This window comes from Pseudomonas sp. 273, from assembly GCF_029201425.1.
In the GTDB taxonomy this organism is placed as follows: Bacteria; Pseudomonadota; Gammaproteobacteria; order Pseudomonadales; family Pseudomonadaceae; genus Pseudomonas; species Pseudomonas delhiensis.
The window spans coordinates 348,723-363,845 of record NZ_CP116775.1 but is presented as its reverse complement, the minus strand read 5'-3'; the positions used below and the strand labels follow the sequence as shown (position 1 = coordinate 363,845).

Here is a 15,123-nt window from a genome sequence, read left to right as displayed (position 1 = left end):
ACGCCGTAATGGCGGACGGATTCAGCGCGGCACCTGGTAGTCGGCCGGGCCGAGCAGGTCCATGCCGCACTCCAGGCCGCTTATCCAGTCGAGGAAGGCGTCGATCATCGGCCTGCCGGCGAAGGGCCGGCCGTGCTGCGGCACCATCATCTGCACGTCGAGGGTGCGCACCATGTCCGCCCACAGCCGGCACACCTTGTTGCTGGCCATGTAGCGGCGGTGGAAGCCGAGCATGTGCGGCAGGTGCTCGGCGAAGTCCTGCACCGGGTTGGCGTCGTCCACCAGGGAGGCGCCCATGTCGCCGGAGAAGAGGATGCGGCTGACCGGGTCGTAGATCTGGAAGTTGCCCACCGAGTGCAGGAAGTGCGCCGGCAGTATCTTCAGCTGGCAGCGGCCGAGGTTCAGCGACTGGCCGCGGTCGGGCACGGCGATGACGCGGTCGTAGGTGGAGATGCCGTGGCTGACCGCCAGGTAGTTGGCCGTCAGGTGCGGCAGGAAGCGCGCCCAGAGCTTGGAGCAGATGACCTTGGCGCGGGTGTGCAGCAGCCACTTGTCCAGCGCGGCGATGATGTCCGGGTCCTGGTGCGAGGCGAAGATGTAGTCCAGCTCCTGCAGCGGCATCAGCTTCGACAGTTCCAGCGACAGCGGCGTGTAGGTCAGGTCGCCGCCCGGGTCCAGCAGCAGGTACTGGCCGTGGTCGACGATGAGGAACTGGTTGGACTGCACCCCGTCGCCGGTGACGAGGTCATCGAAGCACAGGCACTGGTGGGTGCCGTTGTCGAACAGCACTATGGGTTCGCGACGCATGGAGCTTCCTGCGGATCATGCCGGTGGGCGGCGGAATGTCGCGCAGGGTACCCAGGCGCGGGCGCAGGCCTCACTGACCTGGGTCAAGCCCCAGTGCCGCCCAGGCCTTGTCCAGGCGCCTGGCGCGGGCGCTGCCGCCCAGGGCGAGCACCGCGCGGTCGCGCTTCCACAGCTGCGCCCAGTGCTCCGGGCCCTGGGCGATGGCGGCGTCCAGCGCCGGGGTCAGGGCGTCGAACTGGGCGAACAGGCCGCCCAGCAGCAGGTGCGTGGCCGGGTCGCCGACCGGGTGCCGCGCCACCTCCGCACAGCCGGCCAGCAGCCCCGCCAGGCGCAGCGGCAGCTCGCGCGGCCAGCGGCTGGCCAGGCCCACGCCGTACAGCCAGGCCAGCAGCGCGGCCATCACGTGCAGGTCCTCCAGGCCGCGGAACGGCTTGCTGTAGGCGTCCCAGCCGTCGCCCGGCAGGCGCTCGCAGTGGGCGCCGTCGAGGATCAGCCGGGCATGGGGGATGTCGGGGATCAGCGGCATGGCCGGCATCGGCTCCAGGCGCGCGCCGGGGGCGCCGGCCAGCACCACGGTCATCGCCAGGCGCGGGGCGTCGCCGGCCGGCTCGTCGCGCGCCGCCACCAGGTACCAGGCGGCGCTGTCGGCGGCGGTGGCGAAGTCCTTGCGGCCGTGCAGGGTCAGGCCGTCCAGGCGGGTGGCCAGGTCCGCCGGGCGCAGGCTCTTGCCCTCGCTGACGCAGAGCGCGCCGAGGCCGGCCGGGGCCGCCGGCCACAGGGCGCGCAGGGCCGCCTGGTAGCCGCCGAGGAAGGCCAGGCCGGGGGTGGCCGCCAGGCGCCCGGCGAGCACCGCCAGCTCCAGCGGCCCGGCACCGTCGGCGCAGGCCAGCAGTTCGGCGTACCAGTCCTCCAGGGCCAGGCCGGCGGGCAGTGGCTCCAGTGGGCCGAGCAGGCGGTTCCAGGGCATGGGGCGATCCTCATCCAGGGGTGGTTGTCATACAAGCATCACGCCAGGGTCACGAGCGTGACACCGCCGCTTCCTAGCCTGAGCTTGCACAACAAAGGCGACCGGCCGCAACCCGCCTGGCCGGCCCATGGAGGCCTCCGCATGAGTCAGACCGCCCACGCCTGCGACACCCCGCGCGAAGAACGCCGCCTCAAGGCCGTGCGCCTGCGCGGCGCCCGCGCCCTGCGCGAAGCCCAGGCCCTGCGCTTCCGCGTGTTCAGCACCGAGTTCGATGCGCGCCTGAAGGGGGCCGAACTCGGCCTGGACCTGGACGACTACGACAGCCACTGCCTGCACATCGGCGTGCGCGACCTGGCCAGCGGCGCCCTGGTGGCCACCACCCGCCTGCTCGACCACCGCGCCGCCGGGCGCCTGGGGCGCTTCTACAGCGAGGAGGAGTTCCACCTCGACGGCCTGGCCGAGCTGCAGGGCCCGGTGCTGGAGATCGGCCGCACCTGCGTCGACCCGGCCTACCGCAACGGCGCCACCATCGCCGTGCTCTGGGGCGAGCTGGCCGAGGTGCTCAACGAAGGCGGCTACCGCTACCTGATGGGCTGCGCCAGCATCCCCATGCGCGACGGCGGCATCCAGGCCCTGGCGGTGATGCAGCGCCTGCGCGAGCGCTACCTGTGCCGCGAGCACCTGCGCGCCGAGCCGAAGACGCCGCTGCCGGCCCGGGAGCTGCCGGACAACCTCACCGCCGAGCTGCCGCCGCTGCTCAAGGCCTACATGCGCCTGGGCGCGAAGATCTGCGGCGAGCCCTGCTGGGACCCGGACTTCCAGGTCGCCGACGTGTTCATCCTGCTCAAGCGCGACGAGCTGTGCCCGCGCTACGCCCGCCACTTCAAGGCGGCCGTGTGATGCGCGGCGCCTGGCGAACCGCCCGCCTGCTGGCGGTGGTCGGCCTGGGCCTGGCGCTGGCCGCCGCGGTGGCGCTGCTCGAACGCCTGCCCGGCTACGACTGGACCGCCCTGCGCCAGGGCCTGACGCGCTGGTGGCTGGCCCGCCTGCGCCGCGCCCTGCCGTTGCGGGTGACGGTCCATGGCGAACTGCCCCGGGGCCCGGCGCTGTGGGTCAGCAACCACGTGTCCTGGCTCGACATCCCGCTGCTCGGCGCCCTGGCCCCGCTGACCTTCCTGTCCAAGGCCGAGGTGCGCCAGTGGCCGCTGGCCGGCTGGCTGGCGGAAAAGGCCGGCACCCTGTTCATCCGCCGCGGCTCGGGCGACGGCAGCCGCCTCGGCGAGCAGATCGCCGGGGCCCTGCAGCTGGGCCGCTCGACGCTGATCTTCCCCGAAGGCACCACCACCGACGGCCGCGGCCTGCGCAATTTCCACCCGCGCCTGCTGGCCGGCGCCATCCATGCCGGGGTACCGCTGCAGCCGGTGGCCCTGCGCTACCTGCGCGACGGAGAGCCGGACCAGCTGGCGCCCTTCATCGGCGACGACGACCTGCTCAGCCACCTGCTGCGGCTGCTGCGCAACGACCGCGGCTGCGTGGAGATCCACCTGCTCGAGCCGCTGCCCAGCCAGGGCCGCGACCGCGCCCAACTGGCGCAGCAGGCCCACGCCGCCATCGGCACGGTGATCTACGGGGAAATCGCGCGGGACCAGGCGCTGGCCGCCTGAAACAGGAAGGAAGTCGAACCTGCCGGGCGCCACGGCTGGCAGGTTCCGCCCCGGACGGCGGCGCAGTCCCCGGCCCCCGGAAAGACCGGCGCCCGCCATTGGCGGGCGCCGTCGTTCCAGTGGCGCGCGGGGCCTGCGCGGCGCCGCCCTATACGTCGGTGTCCGGCGGCACGACCAGGATGTCGCAATCCAGTTCGCGCAGGGCGTAGTCGGCAACACTGCCGATCAGGGCACGCTTGATCCCTCCCATGCCCCGGGTACCCATCACCAGCAGGTCCGGCCGGTGCTTCTCGGACATGCGCTCCAGCACGTTGCCCGGCAGGCCGACGGCGACCAGCTGTTCGTCGATCCAGGGCTCCAGCTGCTGGTCCCTGAGGAACGCCTTGAACTCGTCCACCGCCTGCCGCGTCTCGGTGCCGACGAACTCGTCGATGCGCTCCTCGCTGACCCCGGAGTACTGCATCATGCCCTTGGCCAGCGGGCTGAAGGCGTAGATGGCGCGGCGCACCGCGCCCTGCAGCAGGCCCAGGCGCTCGGCGACGCGCACCGCGTTGGCCGAGGCCGGCGAGGTGTCCAGCGCCAGCAGCAGGTCGCGGTATTCGCCGGCGGCCGGCTGGTTGACCATCAGCACCGGCAGCTTGCCGGCGCGCACCACCCGCTCCACCGTGGTGCCGACGAAGATGTCGCGCAATACGCTCTTGCGGTGCGAGCCCATCACCAGCAGGTCGACGTCCTCCTCCAGCGCGCAGCTGACGATCTTCTGGTTCGGGTCGCCCACCTCGACGCGGATGCGCGGGCAACTGCCGCCCAGGGCGGTGAGCTCGACCAGGCGCGCCTCCAGCAGCAGCCGGACCTGCGTCGCCTCCTGCTCGACCAGCGCCGCCGGCTGGTCCTCGTCGACCACGCAGAGCACCGTCCACGGGCAGCCGAAGCGCTTGGCCAGGGCCCCGGCGCGTTGCAGGGCCTTCTCCGAGCGCGACGACAAGTCCGTGGCGATCATCAATGATTTGAGCATGCAGCACCTCCCTCTCCGTCGTGGGTTCTATTGCATCCTTTCATGGCTTTCCTACGTTTGATGCATATCAAGCCGGGGGGCGATCCCCAGGCAAATCGTCGCGCCGCCCGGCCAGCGCCAGCAGTTGCGGGTAGAAGGCGCGGAAGTCGTCGCTCAGCGGCTGGTAGCGCTCGGCCAGCTCCTCCCAGGCGCCGTCCAGCAGGCCCGGGCGCGACAGCCGCCGGGCCATGCCGGCGAGCACGTCCTGCAGCACCGCGAAGTCGCGGTAGCTGCCCAGCCAGTCCTGCGCCGCCATGCGCGGGGCGATGCGCGCCAGGCGCTCGGGCAGTTGCGGGGTCTGGTTCAGTACACCATAGACGCGGCGGGTGAATTCGCTGAGCGGCTCGTTGCTGAATGTGTCCCAGTCGCGGGCCAGGCAATGGTCGAAGAACACGTCCAGCAGCACCCCGGCCAGGCGCCGCCGCTCGGCGGGAAAACGCAGCTTCGCCGCGTGCACCAGCGGATGGCTGTCGGTGAAGGCATCGATGCGCCGGTGCAGGCGGATGGCCGTCTCGACGTCCGCCGGCCAGCGCCCGGCCAGCGGCCCCTTGACGAAGTCGCCATAGAGGCTGCCGAGCAACTGCGCCGGCTGCGAGCCGCCGAGGTGGAGGTGGGCGAGGTAGTTCATCGTCCAAGCTTAGCGCGAAAGCGGCCGCGGCGGGGTGCGGGCAGGCCCGCGGATTTGCCCGCAAGGCCCGTCTCTGCTAGTGTCGCCGGGTTCCGAATACCCCGCCGAGATGTCCCATGGCCCGCAAGAAAGCCGTCGATTTCGAACAGTCCCTCGCCGAACTGCAAACCCTGGTGGAACGCCTGGAGAGCGGCGAGCTGTCCCTGGAGGACTCGCTCGGCGCCTTCGAGCAGGGCATCCGCCTTACCCGCGAATGCCAGGCGGCGCTGAGCCAGGCCGAGCAGAAGGTGCAGGTGCTGCTGGAGCGCGATGGCGAGCTGAGCGAGGCGCCCTTCGACAGCGAAGGCGAAGACGCATGATCGCCGCCTACCAGGCGCGCTGCCAGGCGCGCGTCGATGCCGCCCTGGAAACCCTGTTCACCCCGCCCCGCGAAGACCTCCAGCGCCTCTACCGGGCCATGCGCTACAGCGTGGTCAACGGCGGCAAGCGCGTGCGCCCGCTGCTGGCCTACGCCGCCTGCGAGGCCCTCGGCGGCGACCCCGCCCGGGCCGACGGCGCGGCCTGCGCGGTGGAGCTGATCCACGCCTACTCGCTGGTCCACGACGACCTGCCGGCGATGGACGACGACGCCCTGCGCCGCGGCCAGCCGACCACCCACATTGCCTTCGACGAGGCCTGCGCCATCCTCGCCGGCGACGGCCTGCAGGCGCTGGCCTTCGAGGTGCTGGCCGACGCCCGGCTGAACCCGCAGGACGCCGGGACGCGCCTGGCCATGGTCAGCGCCCTGGCCCGCGCCGCCGGCTCCGCCGGCATGGTCGGCGGCCAGGCCATCGACCTCGAGGCGGTGGGCCGGCGCATCGACCAGGCGGCCCTGGAAACCATGCACCGGCACAAGACCGGCGCGCTGATCGAGGCCAGCGTGCGCCTCGGCGCCCTGGCCAGCGGCCACGCCGACGTCGAGCGCCTGGAGGCCCTGGCCCGCTATGCCGGCGCCGTCGGCCTGGCGTTCCAGGTGCAGGACGACATCCTCGACGTGGAAAGCGACACCGCCACCCTGGGCAAGACCCAGGGCAAGGACCAGGCCCACGACAAGCCCACCTACCCCGCGCTGCTCGGCCTGGAACCCGCCAAGGCCTACGCCCTGGCCTTGCGCGACCAGGCCCTGGCGGCCCTGGAAGGCTTCGGCGACGGCGCCGAGCCGCTGCGCGACCTGGCCCGCTACATCGTCGAGCGGCGCAACTGACCGACCGGTCGTTTCGCGTACAACCGCACGCCCCTGCCGGCGGGCCTGCTTCTCGTAGGAGCGAGCTTGCTCGCGAATAAGCCCCGCAGCGGAGCCTGTTCGCGAGCAAGCTCGCTCCTACGAAGAGCAACCTCGGCACGGCCTGCAAGACAGTTGCTCCTACGACCGTGCTTCCCTGGACGCCATACCCGCTTCGACGGCTCTAGGTTGCCGTCTTCGCCGGTGTGGCAGGGCGAAGGACCTAGGTCCGCAAGCAAAGCCCCGCCCCACTCCACAGGAACCAACCGGACGCAAACCACCCGCTTTCTCGGGCAAACGGCACGACCGCCTTGCTTGGGCCTGTCAGAAGCATCAGGTAAACTGCCGCATCTTTGCCTCTCATAACGATCAGCCTGATGCCCACGACGTTCCACGAGATTCCCCGCGAGCGCCCCGCCACCCCCTGCTCGACCGCGCCGGCACGCCGGTCGAACTGCGCCGGCTGGGCGAGGCGGAGCTCGTCACCCTCGCCGACGAACTGCGCCAGTACCTGCTCTACAGCGTCGGCCAGACCGGCGGCCACTTCGGCGCGGGCCTGGGGGTGATCGAACTGACCATCGCCCTGCACTACGTCTTCGACACCCCGGACGACCGCCTGGTGTGGGACGTCGGCCACCAGGCCTACCCGCACAAGATCCTCACCGGCCGCCGCGAGCGCATGGGCACGCTGCGCCAGAAGGACGGCCTGGCCGCCTTCCCGCGCCGCTCCGAGAGCGAGTACGACACCTTCGGCGTCGGCCACTCCAGCACCTCCATCAGCGCCGCCCTGGGCATGGCCATCGCCGCCCGCATGCAGGGCTCGGGGCGCAAGTCGGTGGCGGTGATCGGCGACGGCGCGCTGACCGCCGGCATGGCCTTCGAGGCGCTGAACCACGCCTCCGACGTGCAGGCCGACATGCTGGTGATCCTCAACGACAACGACATGTCGATCTCGCACAACGTCGGCGGCCTGTCCAACTACCTGGCCAAGATCCTCTCCAGCCGCACCTACAGCAGCATGCGCGAGGGCAGCAAGAAGGTGCTCTCGCGCCTGCCCGGGGCCTGGGAGATCGCCCGCCGCACCGAGGAATACGCCAAGGGCATGCTGGTCCCCGGCACCCTCTTCGAGGAGCTGGGCTGGAACTACATCGGCCCCATCGACGGCCACGACCTGCCCACGCTGATCGCCACCCTGCGCAACATGCGCGACCTCAAGGGCCCGCAGTTCCTCCACGTGGTGACCAAGAAGGGCAAGGGCTTCGCCCCGGCCGAGGCCGACCCCATCGGCTACCACGCCATCACCAAGCTGGAGCCGGCGGGCGCCGCGCCGAAGAAGGCCGGCGGGCCGAAGTACTCCAACGTCTTCGGCCAGTGGCTGTGCGACATGGCGTCGCAGGATCCGCGCCTGGTCGGCATCACCCCGGCGATGAAGGAAGGCTCCGACCTGGTGGCCTTCGCCGAGCGCTTCCCGGAGCGCTACTTCGACGTGGCCATCGCCGAGCAGCACGCGGTCACCCTGGCCGCCGGCATGGCCTGCGACGGCATCAAGCCGGTGGTGGCGATCTACTCCACCTTCCTGCAGCGCGGCTACGACCAACTGATCCACGACGTCGCCGTGCAGAACCTCGACGTGCTCTTCGCCATCGACCGCGCCGGCCTGGTGGGCGAGGACGGCCCGACCCACGCCGGCAGCTTCGACCTTTCCTACCTGCGCTGCATCCCCGGCATGCTGGTGATGGCCCCCAGCGACGAGGACGAGCTGCGCAAGCTGCTGACCACCGGCTACCTGTTCCAGGGCCCGGCGGCGGTGCGCTACCCGCGCGGCAGCGGCCCGAACACGCCGATCGACCCGGCGCTGGAGCCGGTGGAAATCGGCAAGGGCGTGCTGCGCCGCCAGGGCAAGGCCGGCAAGGTCGCCATCCTGGCCTTCGGCGTGCAGCTGGCCGAGGCCCTGCAGGTGGCCGAGCGCTTCGACGCCAGCGTCGCCGACATGCGCTTCGTCAAGCCGCTGGACGAGGCCCTGGTGCGTGAACTGGCCGACAGCCACGAACTGCTGGTGACAATCGAAGAAAACGCCGTGATGGGCGGCGCCGGCGCCGCGGTCGGCGAGTTCCTCGCCCGCGAGAACCGCCAGCAGCCGCTGCTGCACCTGGGCCTGCCGGACTACTACGTGGAACACGCCAAGCCGGCGCAGATGCTCGCCGAATGCGGCCTGGACGCCGCCGGCATCGAGCGCGCCATCGCCGAGCGCCTGGCGCAGCTGGCCACCCCCGCGCCCGGGGCCTGAGCCCCGGCGCGGCGCCGGGCCGCGTCAGCCCAGCAGCGCCAGGGTGTCCAGGGCGATCATGCGTTCCTCGGCGGTGGGCACCACCAGCACCCGCGGCGAGCCGGGCCGGTGGATTGCCCGGCAGCGCCCGCCCACGCACGCGTCGTTGGCCGCCTCGTCGACGGCGAAACCGAGAAATTCCAGGTGGGCCAGGGTCCTGGCGCGCACCAGCGACGAGTTCTCGCCGATCCCGCCGGTGAACACCAGGCCGTCGATGCGCGGCATGGCGCAGCCCATCGCCGCCAGGGACTTGGCCAGGCGGTAGCAGAACACCTCGATGGCCAGGGCCGCGCCCGCATGGCCCCGGGCGCGCGCCTGCTCCAGCGTGCGCATGTCGTTGGACAACCCCGACAGGCCGAGCAGGCCGCTGTCCTCGTTGAGCATCCTGTCGACTTCCTCGATGCTCCAGCCCAGGCTGCGGATCAGGTGGCCGTGCAGGTTGGGGTCGACGTCGCCGCTGCGCGTGCCCATCACCAGCCCCTCCAGCGGCGTCATGCCCATGCTGGTGTCGCGGCTGCGGCCGTTGACGATGGCGCAGGTCGAGCTGCCGTTGCCCAGGTGCGCCGACAGCCAGCAGCTGTCCTCCGCCGGCAGGTCGCACAGGGCGGCGGCGCGCTGGCTGACGTAGCGGTGGCTGGTGCCGTGGAAGCCGTAGCGGCGCACCCCGAAATGCCGGTACAGCCGTTCCGGCAGGGCGTAGCGGTAGGCGTGCTCGGGCAGGCTCTGGTGGAAGGCGGTGTCGAACACCGCCACCTGCGGCAGTTGCGGGTACAGCGCCAGGGCGGCCTCGATGCCGGCCAGGGCCCCGGGGTTGTGCAGCGGCGCCAGGGCGACGGTGTCGCGGATGGTACTCATGACCTGCGGATCGATGCGGCAGGCCTGGCTGAAGTGCTCGCCGCCATGCACCACGCGGTGGCCGATGCCCTGCAGGCGCCCTTCGGCGGCCGCCTGCACCAGCGGCAGCAGGCGCGCCAGGGCCTGGCGGTGGTCGGCGTTGGGCAGGGCGAGGTCGGCGCGGCCGCCGGCGTCGACGATGCGCAGGCTGGCCTGGGGCGTGCCCAGGCATTCGACGATGCCGCTGGCGCGGAACTCGGGGGCGCTTTCCTCGACCAGGGCGAACTTGATCGACGAACTGCCGCAGTTGATGACGAGGATGCTTCGGTCGGACATGGAAGGGTTTCCTGCAGGACAAGGGAGAGCCCGGCGCGCCACGCCGCCCCGGACCGCGAAGGGCCGGGCACGGGCGCGCCGGGGAGAAGAGGTGCGGCCTACCAGGCCGCGCTCAGGCGTTCGCGATTGGCCAGGGTGGCCGAGGGCCGCTCGCCGAAGAGCAGCTGGTAGTCGCGCCCGAACTGCCCCATGTGCCAGAACCCCCAGGCCATGGCGGCGTCCTGCACGGTCGCGTAGGGCGAGTGGGGGCTGCCCAGCTCGCGGTGCACGGCGTTCAGGCGCACGGCCTTGAGGTAGTGGATGGGGCTGCGCCCGAGCACGTCCAGGAAGCAGTTGCGCAGCGTGCGCTGGCTGACGTGCAGGAGCCGGCACAGCTCCAGCACGCTCACCGGCCGCGCGGGGTTGTCCAGCACGTATTCGCGCGCCCTGGCGACCACCCAGTGCTTGCGCAGCAGGGTGCGGGAACAGGCGTGGCGGGCCGCTTCGGCGCCCTGCAGCAGGTCCAGCAGGCAGAGCAGCAGGTCGTGGTTCAGCTGCCGCGCCACCGCGGGCTCGCGCAGGCTCAGCGGCTCGACCTGGGCCAGCGCCAGCGCGGCGCGCATGAAGTCGCACAGGCGCCGCCGGGCGCCGGGCTCGACCTGCAGCAGGCGCGACTCCTCCAGCAGCAGGCCGAGGTGGCGCAACTCCTCCAGCTCCAGGTGCTCCAGCAGCGCCTCGCGCTCCACCACCAGGCCGAGGATGTTGTAGTCGTCCGGGGTGCTCAGCTCGAACTCGCGCCCGCCCGGGCGCACGGCGATGGCCTGGGCGTCGATGCAGTCGCGGCCGATGTAGCCGACGTCCTTGTCGCCGTAGGGGATGCCGAACCAGAAGGCGCCGGGCCAGACCATGCAGGACTGGTGCAGCGCGTGGCTGGTGTATTCGCGGAAGAACTGCAGGCCGTCGAGCCAGACCTCGGTCAGCTCGCCGCGGAAGGGCCCGGGGTCGAGCTGGTCGTAGAGCTGCTGCCAGGCGGTGATGTTGCAGGCGTGGGCGTAGACGTCGCCGGTCTGCCGCCGGCGCACGCCGTCGCCGTGGCCCAGGGGTTCGTCCAGCCCGCCCGGCGCGCCTTCGCACGCCCACAGGTGATGCAGATCGATTGTGCTTTTCTTGTCCGACATGACGCCTTGCCCGATGACTTCAGGGACCCGCGCGAGCGGGTCGGGTTTCGTCTGCAAGGCACGGCCAGGTGGGTAGCTCTGTGGCTGCCTCACACTGTGGAGAATTCGTCAGAGCAGGTGTTGCCACAGGTCAAGGTGCGGCCTGGCCACCGTCATGGCATGCACCAGCAGGCCCTTTTCCCCGGCGCTGGCGCAGGCCACCCGCACCGCCGCCTCCACGTCGGCGATCTCGCCGGTCAGCACCAGGTAGCACTTGCCGCCGATGCCGAAGGCCATGTGCACCCGCACCAGGGTGACGTTGGCCGCCTTCACCGCGGCATCGGCGGCCTCGATGCAGGCCGCCACGCTGAAGGTTTCCACCACCCCCAGCGCGCGCGGCTCGTCCACCGGGTTGACGCCGCTGATGGCCGGCAGCACCGATTCGTGGATGTTCGCCAGGACGAACTGGTCCACCAGCATCTGCCCGCCCTCGGCCGCGCCGGCCTGCACCGCCTGGCGCACCGCGGCGACCTCGCCGCCGACCATGGCGATGTACTTGCCGGGGCAGATGGTCTTGGCCGCCAGCAGCTGCACGTCGGCGCTCTTCAGCATCAGGTCGGCGAGCTGCACGCCGCGGGCGATGCTGGTCAGTTCGATCAAGCCTATGGCGTGGTGCATGAAGCTTCTCCTGGCGGGTTGGCGACGAGGCGGATGTGGCCGTCGCCGACCTCCGCCACGCGGCCGGCGATGCTGGCGTGCAGCGGCACGCCGAGTTGTCCTTCGGGCACTTCGGCGATGCAGTCGCCCAATGCCACCTGCTGGCCCACGGCGACGCAGGGCCGGGCGGCCACGCCGATGTGCTGGCGCAGCGCCAGGCGCACCTCGGCGGGGTGGTGTTCCTGGGCCAGCAGTGGCGCCTTGTGGTTGTAGGCCTGCAGTTCCAGGCGCGAGACCAGGCGGCTGACCGGCAGCAGGCGGTATTCGGCCATGGGGTCGGCGCCGCGCAGTTCGCCTTGGTAGCGGGCGCCCTCTTCGCGCAGGCGGGCCTTGAGCGCCTGGTTCAGGCGCATCGGCGAGATGTCCACCGGGCAGGCGTAGGCCTCGCAGATGCCGCATTCGGAGCAGGTCAGCGCCGACAGCAGCACGCTGGGTTGCGCCACGTGCCGGTAGTTGGTGGCGCGCACGATCAGGTGCGGCGGCAGTTCGTGGCCGATCATGTGCCGCGGGCACAGTTCGGTGCACAGCGTGCACTGCTCGCACACCGAACGGGCCATGGCCAGCACCGAGTCCATGCCCTGCCGGCGGCGACGCACCAGCAGGTGGTCGTCCGGCAGCACCAGCAGGCCGCCGGTGGTCTTGCTCAGCGGCTCGTCGAGGTCGTCCAGCAGGCGCCCCATCATCGGCCCGCCGTTGATGAAGGCGGGGCGCTCCAGGGTGCTGCCGCCGGCCAGGGCCAGGGCCTCGCGCAGCGGCGTGCCCAGCGGCAGGCTGAGGGTCAGCGGCCGGCGCACCGCGCCGTTCACGGTCAGGGTGCGGTGGGTCACCGGCTGCTGCAGCTCCACCGCGCGGCCGACGTTGATCAGCGTCTGCACGTTGCTCACCACCACGCCGATGGCCAGCGGCAGCGCCGCCGGCGGCACGCGCCGGCCGGTGGCCAGCCAGATGGTGATGACTTCGTCGCCGGCCGGGTAGACGTCCGGCAGGATGTGCAGGCGCACGCGCTCGGGCAGCAGCGGTTGCAGGCAGTCGATGGCCGCCTGGTATTTGGCCTTGAGGGCGATGATCCCCTCCTTCGCGCCGGTGGCGGCCATGCCGTGGAGCAAGCCCTTGAGCAACCATTCGGCCTGCATCACGGCGAGTTGCTGGTCGACCTTGAGCAGGGGCTCGCACTCGGCGCCGTTGACCAGGTAGATCTCCGCCTCGGCCTGCAGCTTGACGTGGGTCGGGAAGCCCGCGCCCCCCGCCCCCACCACGCCGGCGGCGAACACCCGGCGGCGGATCTCGTCGGGCGCCAGGGCCTGCACGGTGATCATCGCGGCGCCCCTCCCGGCAGGCGGTAGCGGCTACTGCGGCGGCGCAGCCGGCCCTGGGCGAAGAGGCCCTCCAGCCAGGCCCGGGCCTGCGCCACCGGGATGTCGAAGGCCGCCGCCACCTCGCTGGCGCTGTAGCCCTGCCTGCGCCGGGCGAGCAGGCCGAGCAGCGCCTCCTCCGGCGCCGGCGCAGGGCGCGGCGCCGGCTCCTGCCCGGCGTCCAGCAGGGTATCCAGCAGGTAGGCGGTGTCGTCTTCCGGGCGGCCGATCTCCTTGCGGCCGACCAGGCAGCCGCGCCGGGTGGCCAGCGCCGCGCCGGCGTCCAGCGCGGCGCGGCAGGCGGCCAGGTCGCCCTCCACCACCAGGGTGACCAGCGCCGGGTTGGTCACGGCCTGGCGCAGCAGGCGCACCGACGCCGCCTTGAGCATGGCGTCGGCGGCCTCGATGCCGCAGGCCAGGCCCCTGACCTCCAGCAACCCCAGGGCATCGATCATGGCGCTCACCTCCTCAGGCCCGCTGGATGGGGTTGCGCGCGATCTCCAGCACCGCCTCGGAGAAGGCGTTGCAGGCGGCGCGGCAGGCCGCCTGGCTGCCGGCGAGGAAGGCCGCCGAGTAGTTGGTTTCCGAGGGCGGCGGCACGTAGGTCACCAGTTGCACGTCGGCGGCCTTGAGCGCGGCGTCGATGCCGTAGGTGGCCTCCAGCGGCGGCGCCACCAGGTAGGCGATGGGGTCGCCCAGGGCGATGCCGGCGCCGGCCGACAGGTAGCTGCCGGTGCGCGACACCACGTGCGCGAGGAAGGCCACGCTGTGGGCGTCGTCGGCCCAGCGGAAGCTCGGCCCGGCCTCGATCACCTCGTTCATGGCGTCGAGCCCGGCGCGCACCTCGGCGGGGTTGGGGCCGCCGAGCATGATCAGCACCTCGCCGGCGGTCGGCGACGGCCCGTTGGCCGCCCCGGCGTACAGCGAGCGGCCGTAGACCACTTCCACCTGGGCCTGCTTGGTCGCCTCGTCGGCGGCGATGTAGGCGACGTCGTCGGAGTCGACGCTGATCAGCCCGAGGCTGCGGATGTGCTCGCCCACCTTGAGCTCGCGGCGGAAGTCTTCCTGCAACGAGGCGATCAGGCGCATGGCCGTGACGCTCGGTTTGATCGGATCGAGAATGCTCATGTCGGGTTGCTCCTCAGGATGGGGCTCAGCGGTTCAGGGCGATGCCGGAGGCTTGCTTGTCCAGCATCCGCCTGGCCAGGTCGACGATGACCGCCGCCGCTTCCACCGGCGGCGTGCCGCCGCGGTGGATGTTCGAGATGCAGGTACGGTCGGCCTCCACGGTGCCGGCCAGGGTCGGCTTGTACACCGCGTAGCAGGACAGGCTCTCGGACTGGCCCAGGCCGGGGCGCTCGCCCACCAGCAGGATCACCACCTGGGCGCCGAGCAGTTCGCCGATCTGGTCCTCGACCTTGACCCGTCCGTAGCGCACGAAGAACGGCGTGCCGACATCCAGCCCGGCGCTCTTCAGGCCCTCCAGCAGCGGCGGGAGGATTTCCTGGAAGTTCACCGTCACCGCGTCGGTGGACAGGCCGTCGGAGATCACCACCTGCACCTGCGGGTTCTTCCTGCACTCGGCCAGCAGGGTCGCCACCGCCTTCTCGCTGAGGCGGCGGCCCATGTCCGGGCGGGTCAGGTACTGGTCCTTGGTGTCGATTTCCGACTACACTTCCAGCAGGCCCTGCTGGGCCACCCACTCGGCGGGCACCTCCTTGAGCACGGTGTCCTTGGAACGCGAGTGGTCGGCGAGGAAGCGCAGCAACGCCTGGGTGCGCGGGCGCACGCCGGCGCGGCCCAGGCACACCCGCGCGGCGGTGGCCTTGCGGAATTCCTCCAGCACCTCGGGGCGCTGCGGGGCCTCGACGCCGATCCACTGCCGGGCCTGTTCCGAGCCCAGGTCCCAGGCGCACAGGCCGTCTTCCACGGCGCTCGCGGCGGGCGTCGGCGCGCTGGCCGGCGCGGCCGCGGGGCGGGCCTGGAGTTCATTCAATACCGAACGGACGATGTCCTCGATCTGCTGCTGATGCATGTCGCT

Annotated in this window: 14 protein-coding genes and 2 pseudogenes; 5 read left to right on the top strand and 11 right to left on the bottom strand. The window is 71.7% G+C overall.

Going from position 1 to position 15,123, the window contains the following annotated elements; translation table 11 throughout:
* Nucleotides 1-21: 21 nt before the first annotated feature.
* Both PKO50_RS01730 and PKO50_RS01725 read right to left on the bottom strand, forming a co-directional pair.
* Complete coding sequence (locus PKO50_RS01730; protein ID WP_109934475.1) at nucleotides 22-807, bottom strand: MBL fold metallo-hydrolase; 786 nt, start codon at nucleotides 805-807, stop codon at nucleotides 22-24.
* 70 nt (nucleotides 808-877) lie between these two features.
* On the bottom strand, nucleotides 878-1,774 hold the full coding sequence (locus PKO50_RS01725) for an acyl-CoA dehydrogenase (RefSeq protein ID WP_275628633.1): 897 nt from the start codon (nucleotides 1,772-1,774) through the stop codon (nucleotides 878-880).
* Nucleotides 1,775-1,915: 141 nt separating this feature from the next.
* Here PKO50_RS01725 and olsB point away from each other — a divergent pair, with 141 nt between their 5' ends.
* Nucleotides 1,916-2,674: an L-ornithine N(alpha)-acyltransferase gene (gene olsB, locus PKO50_RS01720; protein ID WP_275628632.1), complete on the top strand. Its 759-nt coding sequence runs from the start codon at nucleotides 1,916-1,918 to the stop codon at nucleotides 2,672-2,674.
* Nucleotides 2,674-3,438, top strand: coding sequence for a lysophospholipid acyltransferase family protein (locus PKO50_RS01715; RefSeq protein WP_275628631.1), 765 nt, complete (start codon nucleotides 2,674-2,676; stop codon nucleotides 3,436-3,438). The genes olsB and PKO50_RS01715 overlap by 1 nt, the downstream gene beginning before the upstream one ends.
* Nucleotides 3,439-3,586: 148 nt before the next feature.
* Here the strand turns inward: PKO50_RS01715 and PKO50_RS01710 are convergent, their stop codons facing one another.
* Both PKO50_RS01710 and PKO50_RS01705 read right to left on the bottom strand, forming a co-directional pair.
* Entirely contained in the window at nucleotides 3,587-4,453 is an 867-nt protein-coding gene (locus tag PKO50_RS01710; protein WP_109934471.1) for a universal stress protein, read from the bottom strand.
* Nucleotides 4,454-4,520: 67 nt separating this feature from the next.
* Nucleotides 4,521-5,120 carry an ACP phosphodiesterase gene (locus tag PKO50_RS01705; protein ID WP_275628630.1) on the bottom strand — a complete coding sequence of 200 codons (600 nt, stop codon included), beginning with the start codon at nucleotides 5,118-5,120 and terminating at the stop codon, nucleotides 4,521-4,523.
* A gap of 116 nt (nucleotides 5,121-5,236) precedes the next feature.
* Here PKO50_RS01705 and PKO50_RS01700 point away from each other — a divergent pair, with 116 nt between their 5' ends.
* From PKO50_RS01700 to dxs, 3 genes and pseudogenes are all read left to right on the top strand, one after another.
* Nucleotides 5,237-5,479, top strand: a complete 243-nt coding sequence (locus tag PKO50_RS01700) for an exodeoxyribonuclease VII small subunit (protein ID WP_009615726.1) — start codon at nucleotides 5,237-5,239, stop codon at nucleotides 5,477-5,479.
* A complete protein-coding gene (gene ispA, locus PKO50_RS01695; protein ID WP_275628629.1) occupies nucleotides 5,476-6,363 on the top strand; it encodes a (2E,6E)-farnesyl diphosphate synthase in 888 nt (295 codons plus the stop codon). The genes PKO50_RS01700 and ispA overlap by 4 nt, the downstream gene beginning before the upstream one ends.
* A gap of 395 nt (nucleotides 6,364-6,758) precedes the next feature.
* Nucleotides 6,759-8,668: pseudogene (dxs, locus tag PKO50_RS01690) on the top strand (1-deoxy-D-xylulose-5-phosphate synthase).
* Nucleotides 8,669-8,692: 24 nt separating this feature from the next.
* Here the strand turns inward: dxs and PKO50_RS01685 are convergent.
* The 7 genes and pseudogenes from PKO50_RS01685 to eutC form a co-directional block, all read right to left on the bottom strand.
* Nucleotides 8,693-9,877 carry an acetate kinase gene (locus tag PKO50_RS01685; RefSeq protein ID WP_275628628.1) on the bottom strand — a complete coding sequence of 395 codons (1,185 nt, stop codon included), beginning with the start codon at nucleotides 9,875-9,877 and terminating at the stop codon, nucleotides 8,693-8,695.
* Between the two features lie 98 nt (nucleotides 9,878-9,975).
* Nucleotides 9,976-11,034, bottom strand: a complete 1,059-nt coding sequence (eutR, locus tag PKO50_RS01680; protein ID WP_275628627.1) for an HTH-type transcriptional regulator EutR — start codon at nucleotides 11,032-11,034, stop codon at nucleotides 9,976-9,978.
* Nucleotides 11,035-11,142: 108 nt separating this feature from the next.
* Complete coding sequence (locus PKO50_RS01675; RefSeq protein WP_275628626.1) at nucleotides 11,143-11,691, bottom strand: BMC domain-containing protein; 549 nt, start codon at nucleotides 11,689-11,691, stop codon at nucleotides 11,143-11,145.
* Nucleotides 11,676-13,046 (bottom strand): 4Fe-4S dicluster domain-containing protein, encoded by a 1,371-nt coding sequence (locus tag PKO50_RS01670; protein WP_275628625.1) that lies wholly within the window; start codon nucleotides 13,044-13,046, stop codon nucleotides 11,676-11,678. Before PKO50_RS01670 ends, PKO50_RS01675 begins: the two co-directional genes overlap by 16 nt.
* Nucleotides 13,043-13,537, bottom strand: coding sequence for a BMC domain-containing protein (locus tag PKO50_RS01665; RefSeq protein WP_089389795.1), 495 nt, complete (start codon nucleotides 13,535-13,537; stop codon nucleotides 13,043-13,045). The genes PKO50_RS01670 and PKO50_RS01665 overlap by 4 nt, the downstream gene beginning before the upstream one ends.
* Nucleotides 13,538-13,550: 13 nt before the next feature.
* Entirely contained in the window at nucleotides 13,551-14,210 is a 660-nt protein-coding gene (gene eutL / locus PKO50_RS01660; protein ID WP_089389796.1) for an ethanolamine utilization microcompartment protein EutL, read from the bottom strand.
* Between the two features lie 25 nt (nucleotides 14,211-14,235).
* Nucleotides 14,236-15,117 (bottom strand): annotated as a pseudogene (gene eutC / locus PKO50_RS01655) (ethanolamine ammonia-lyase subunit EutC).
* Between the last annotated feature and the right edge of the window lie 6 nt (nucleotides 15,118-15,123).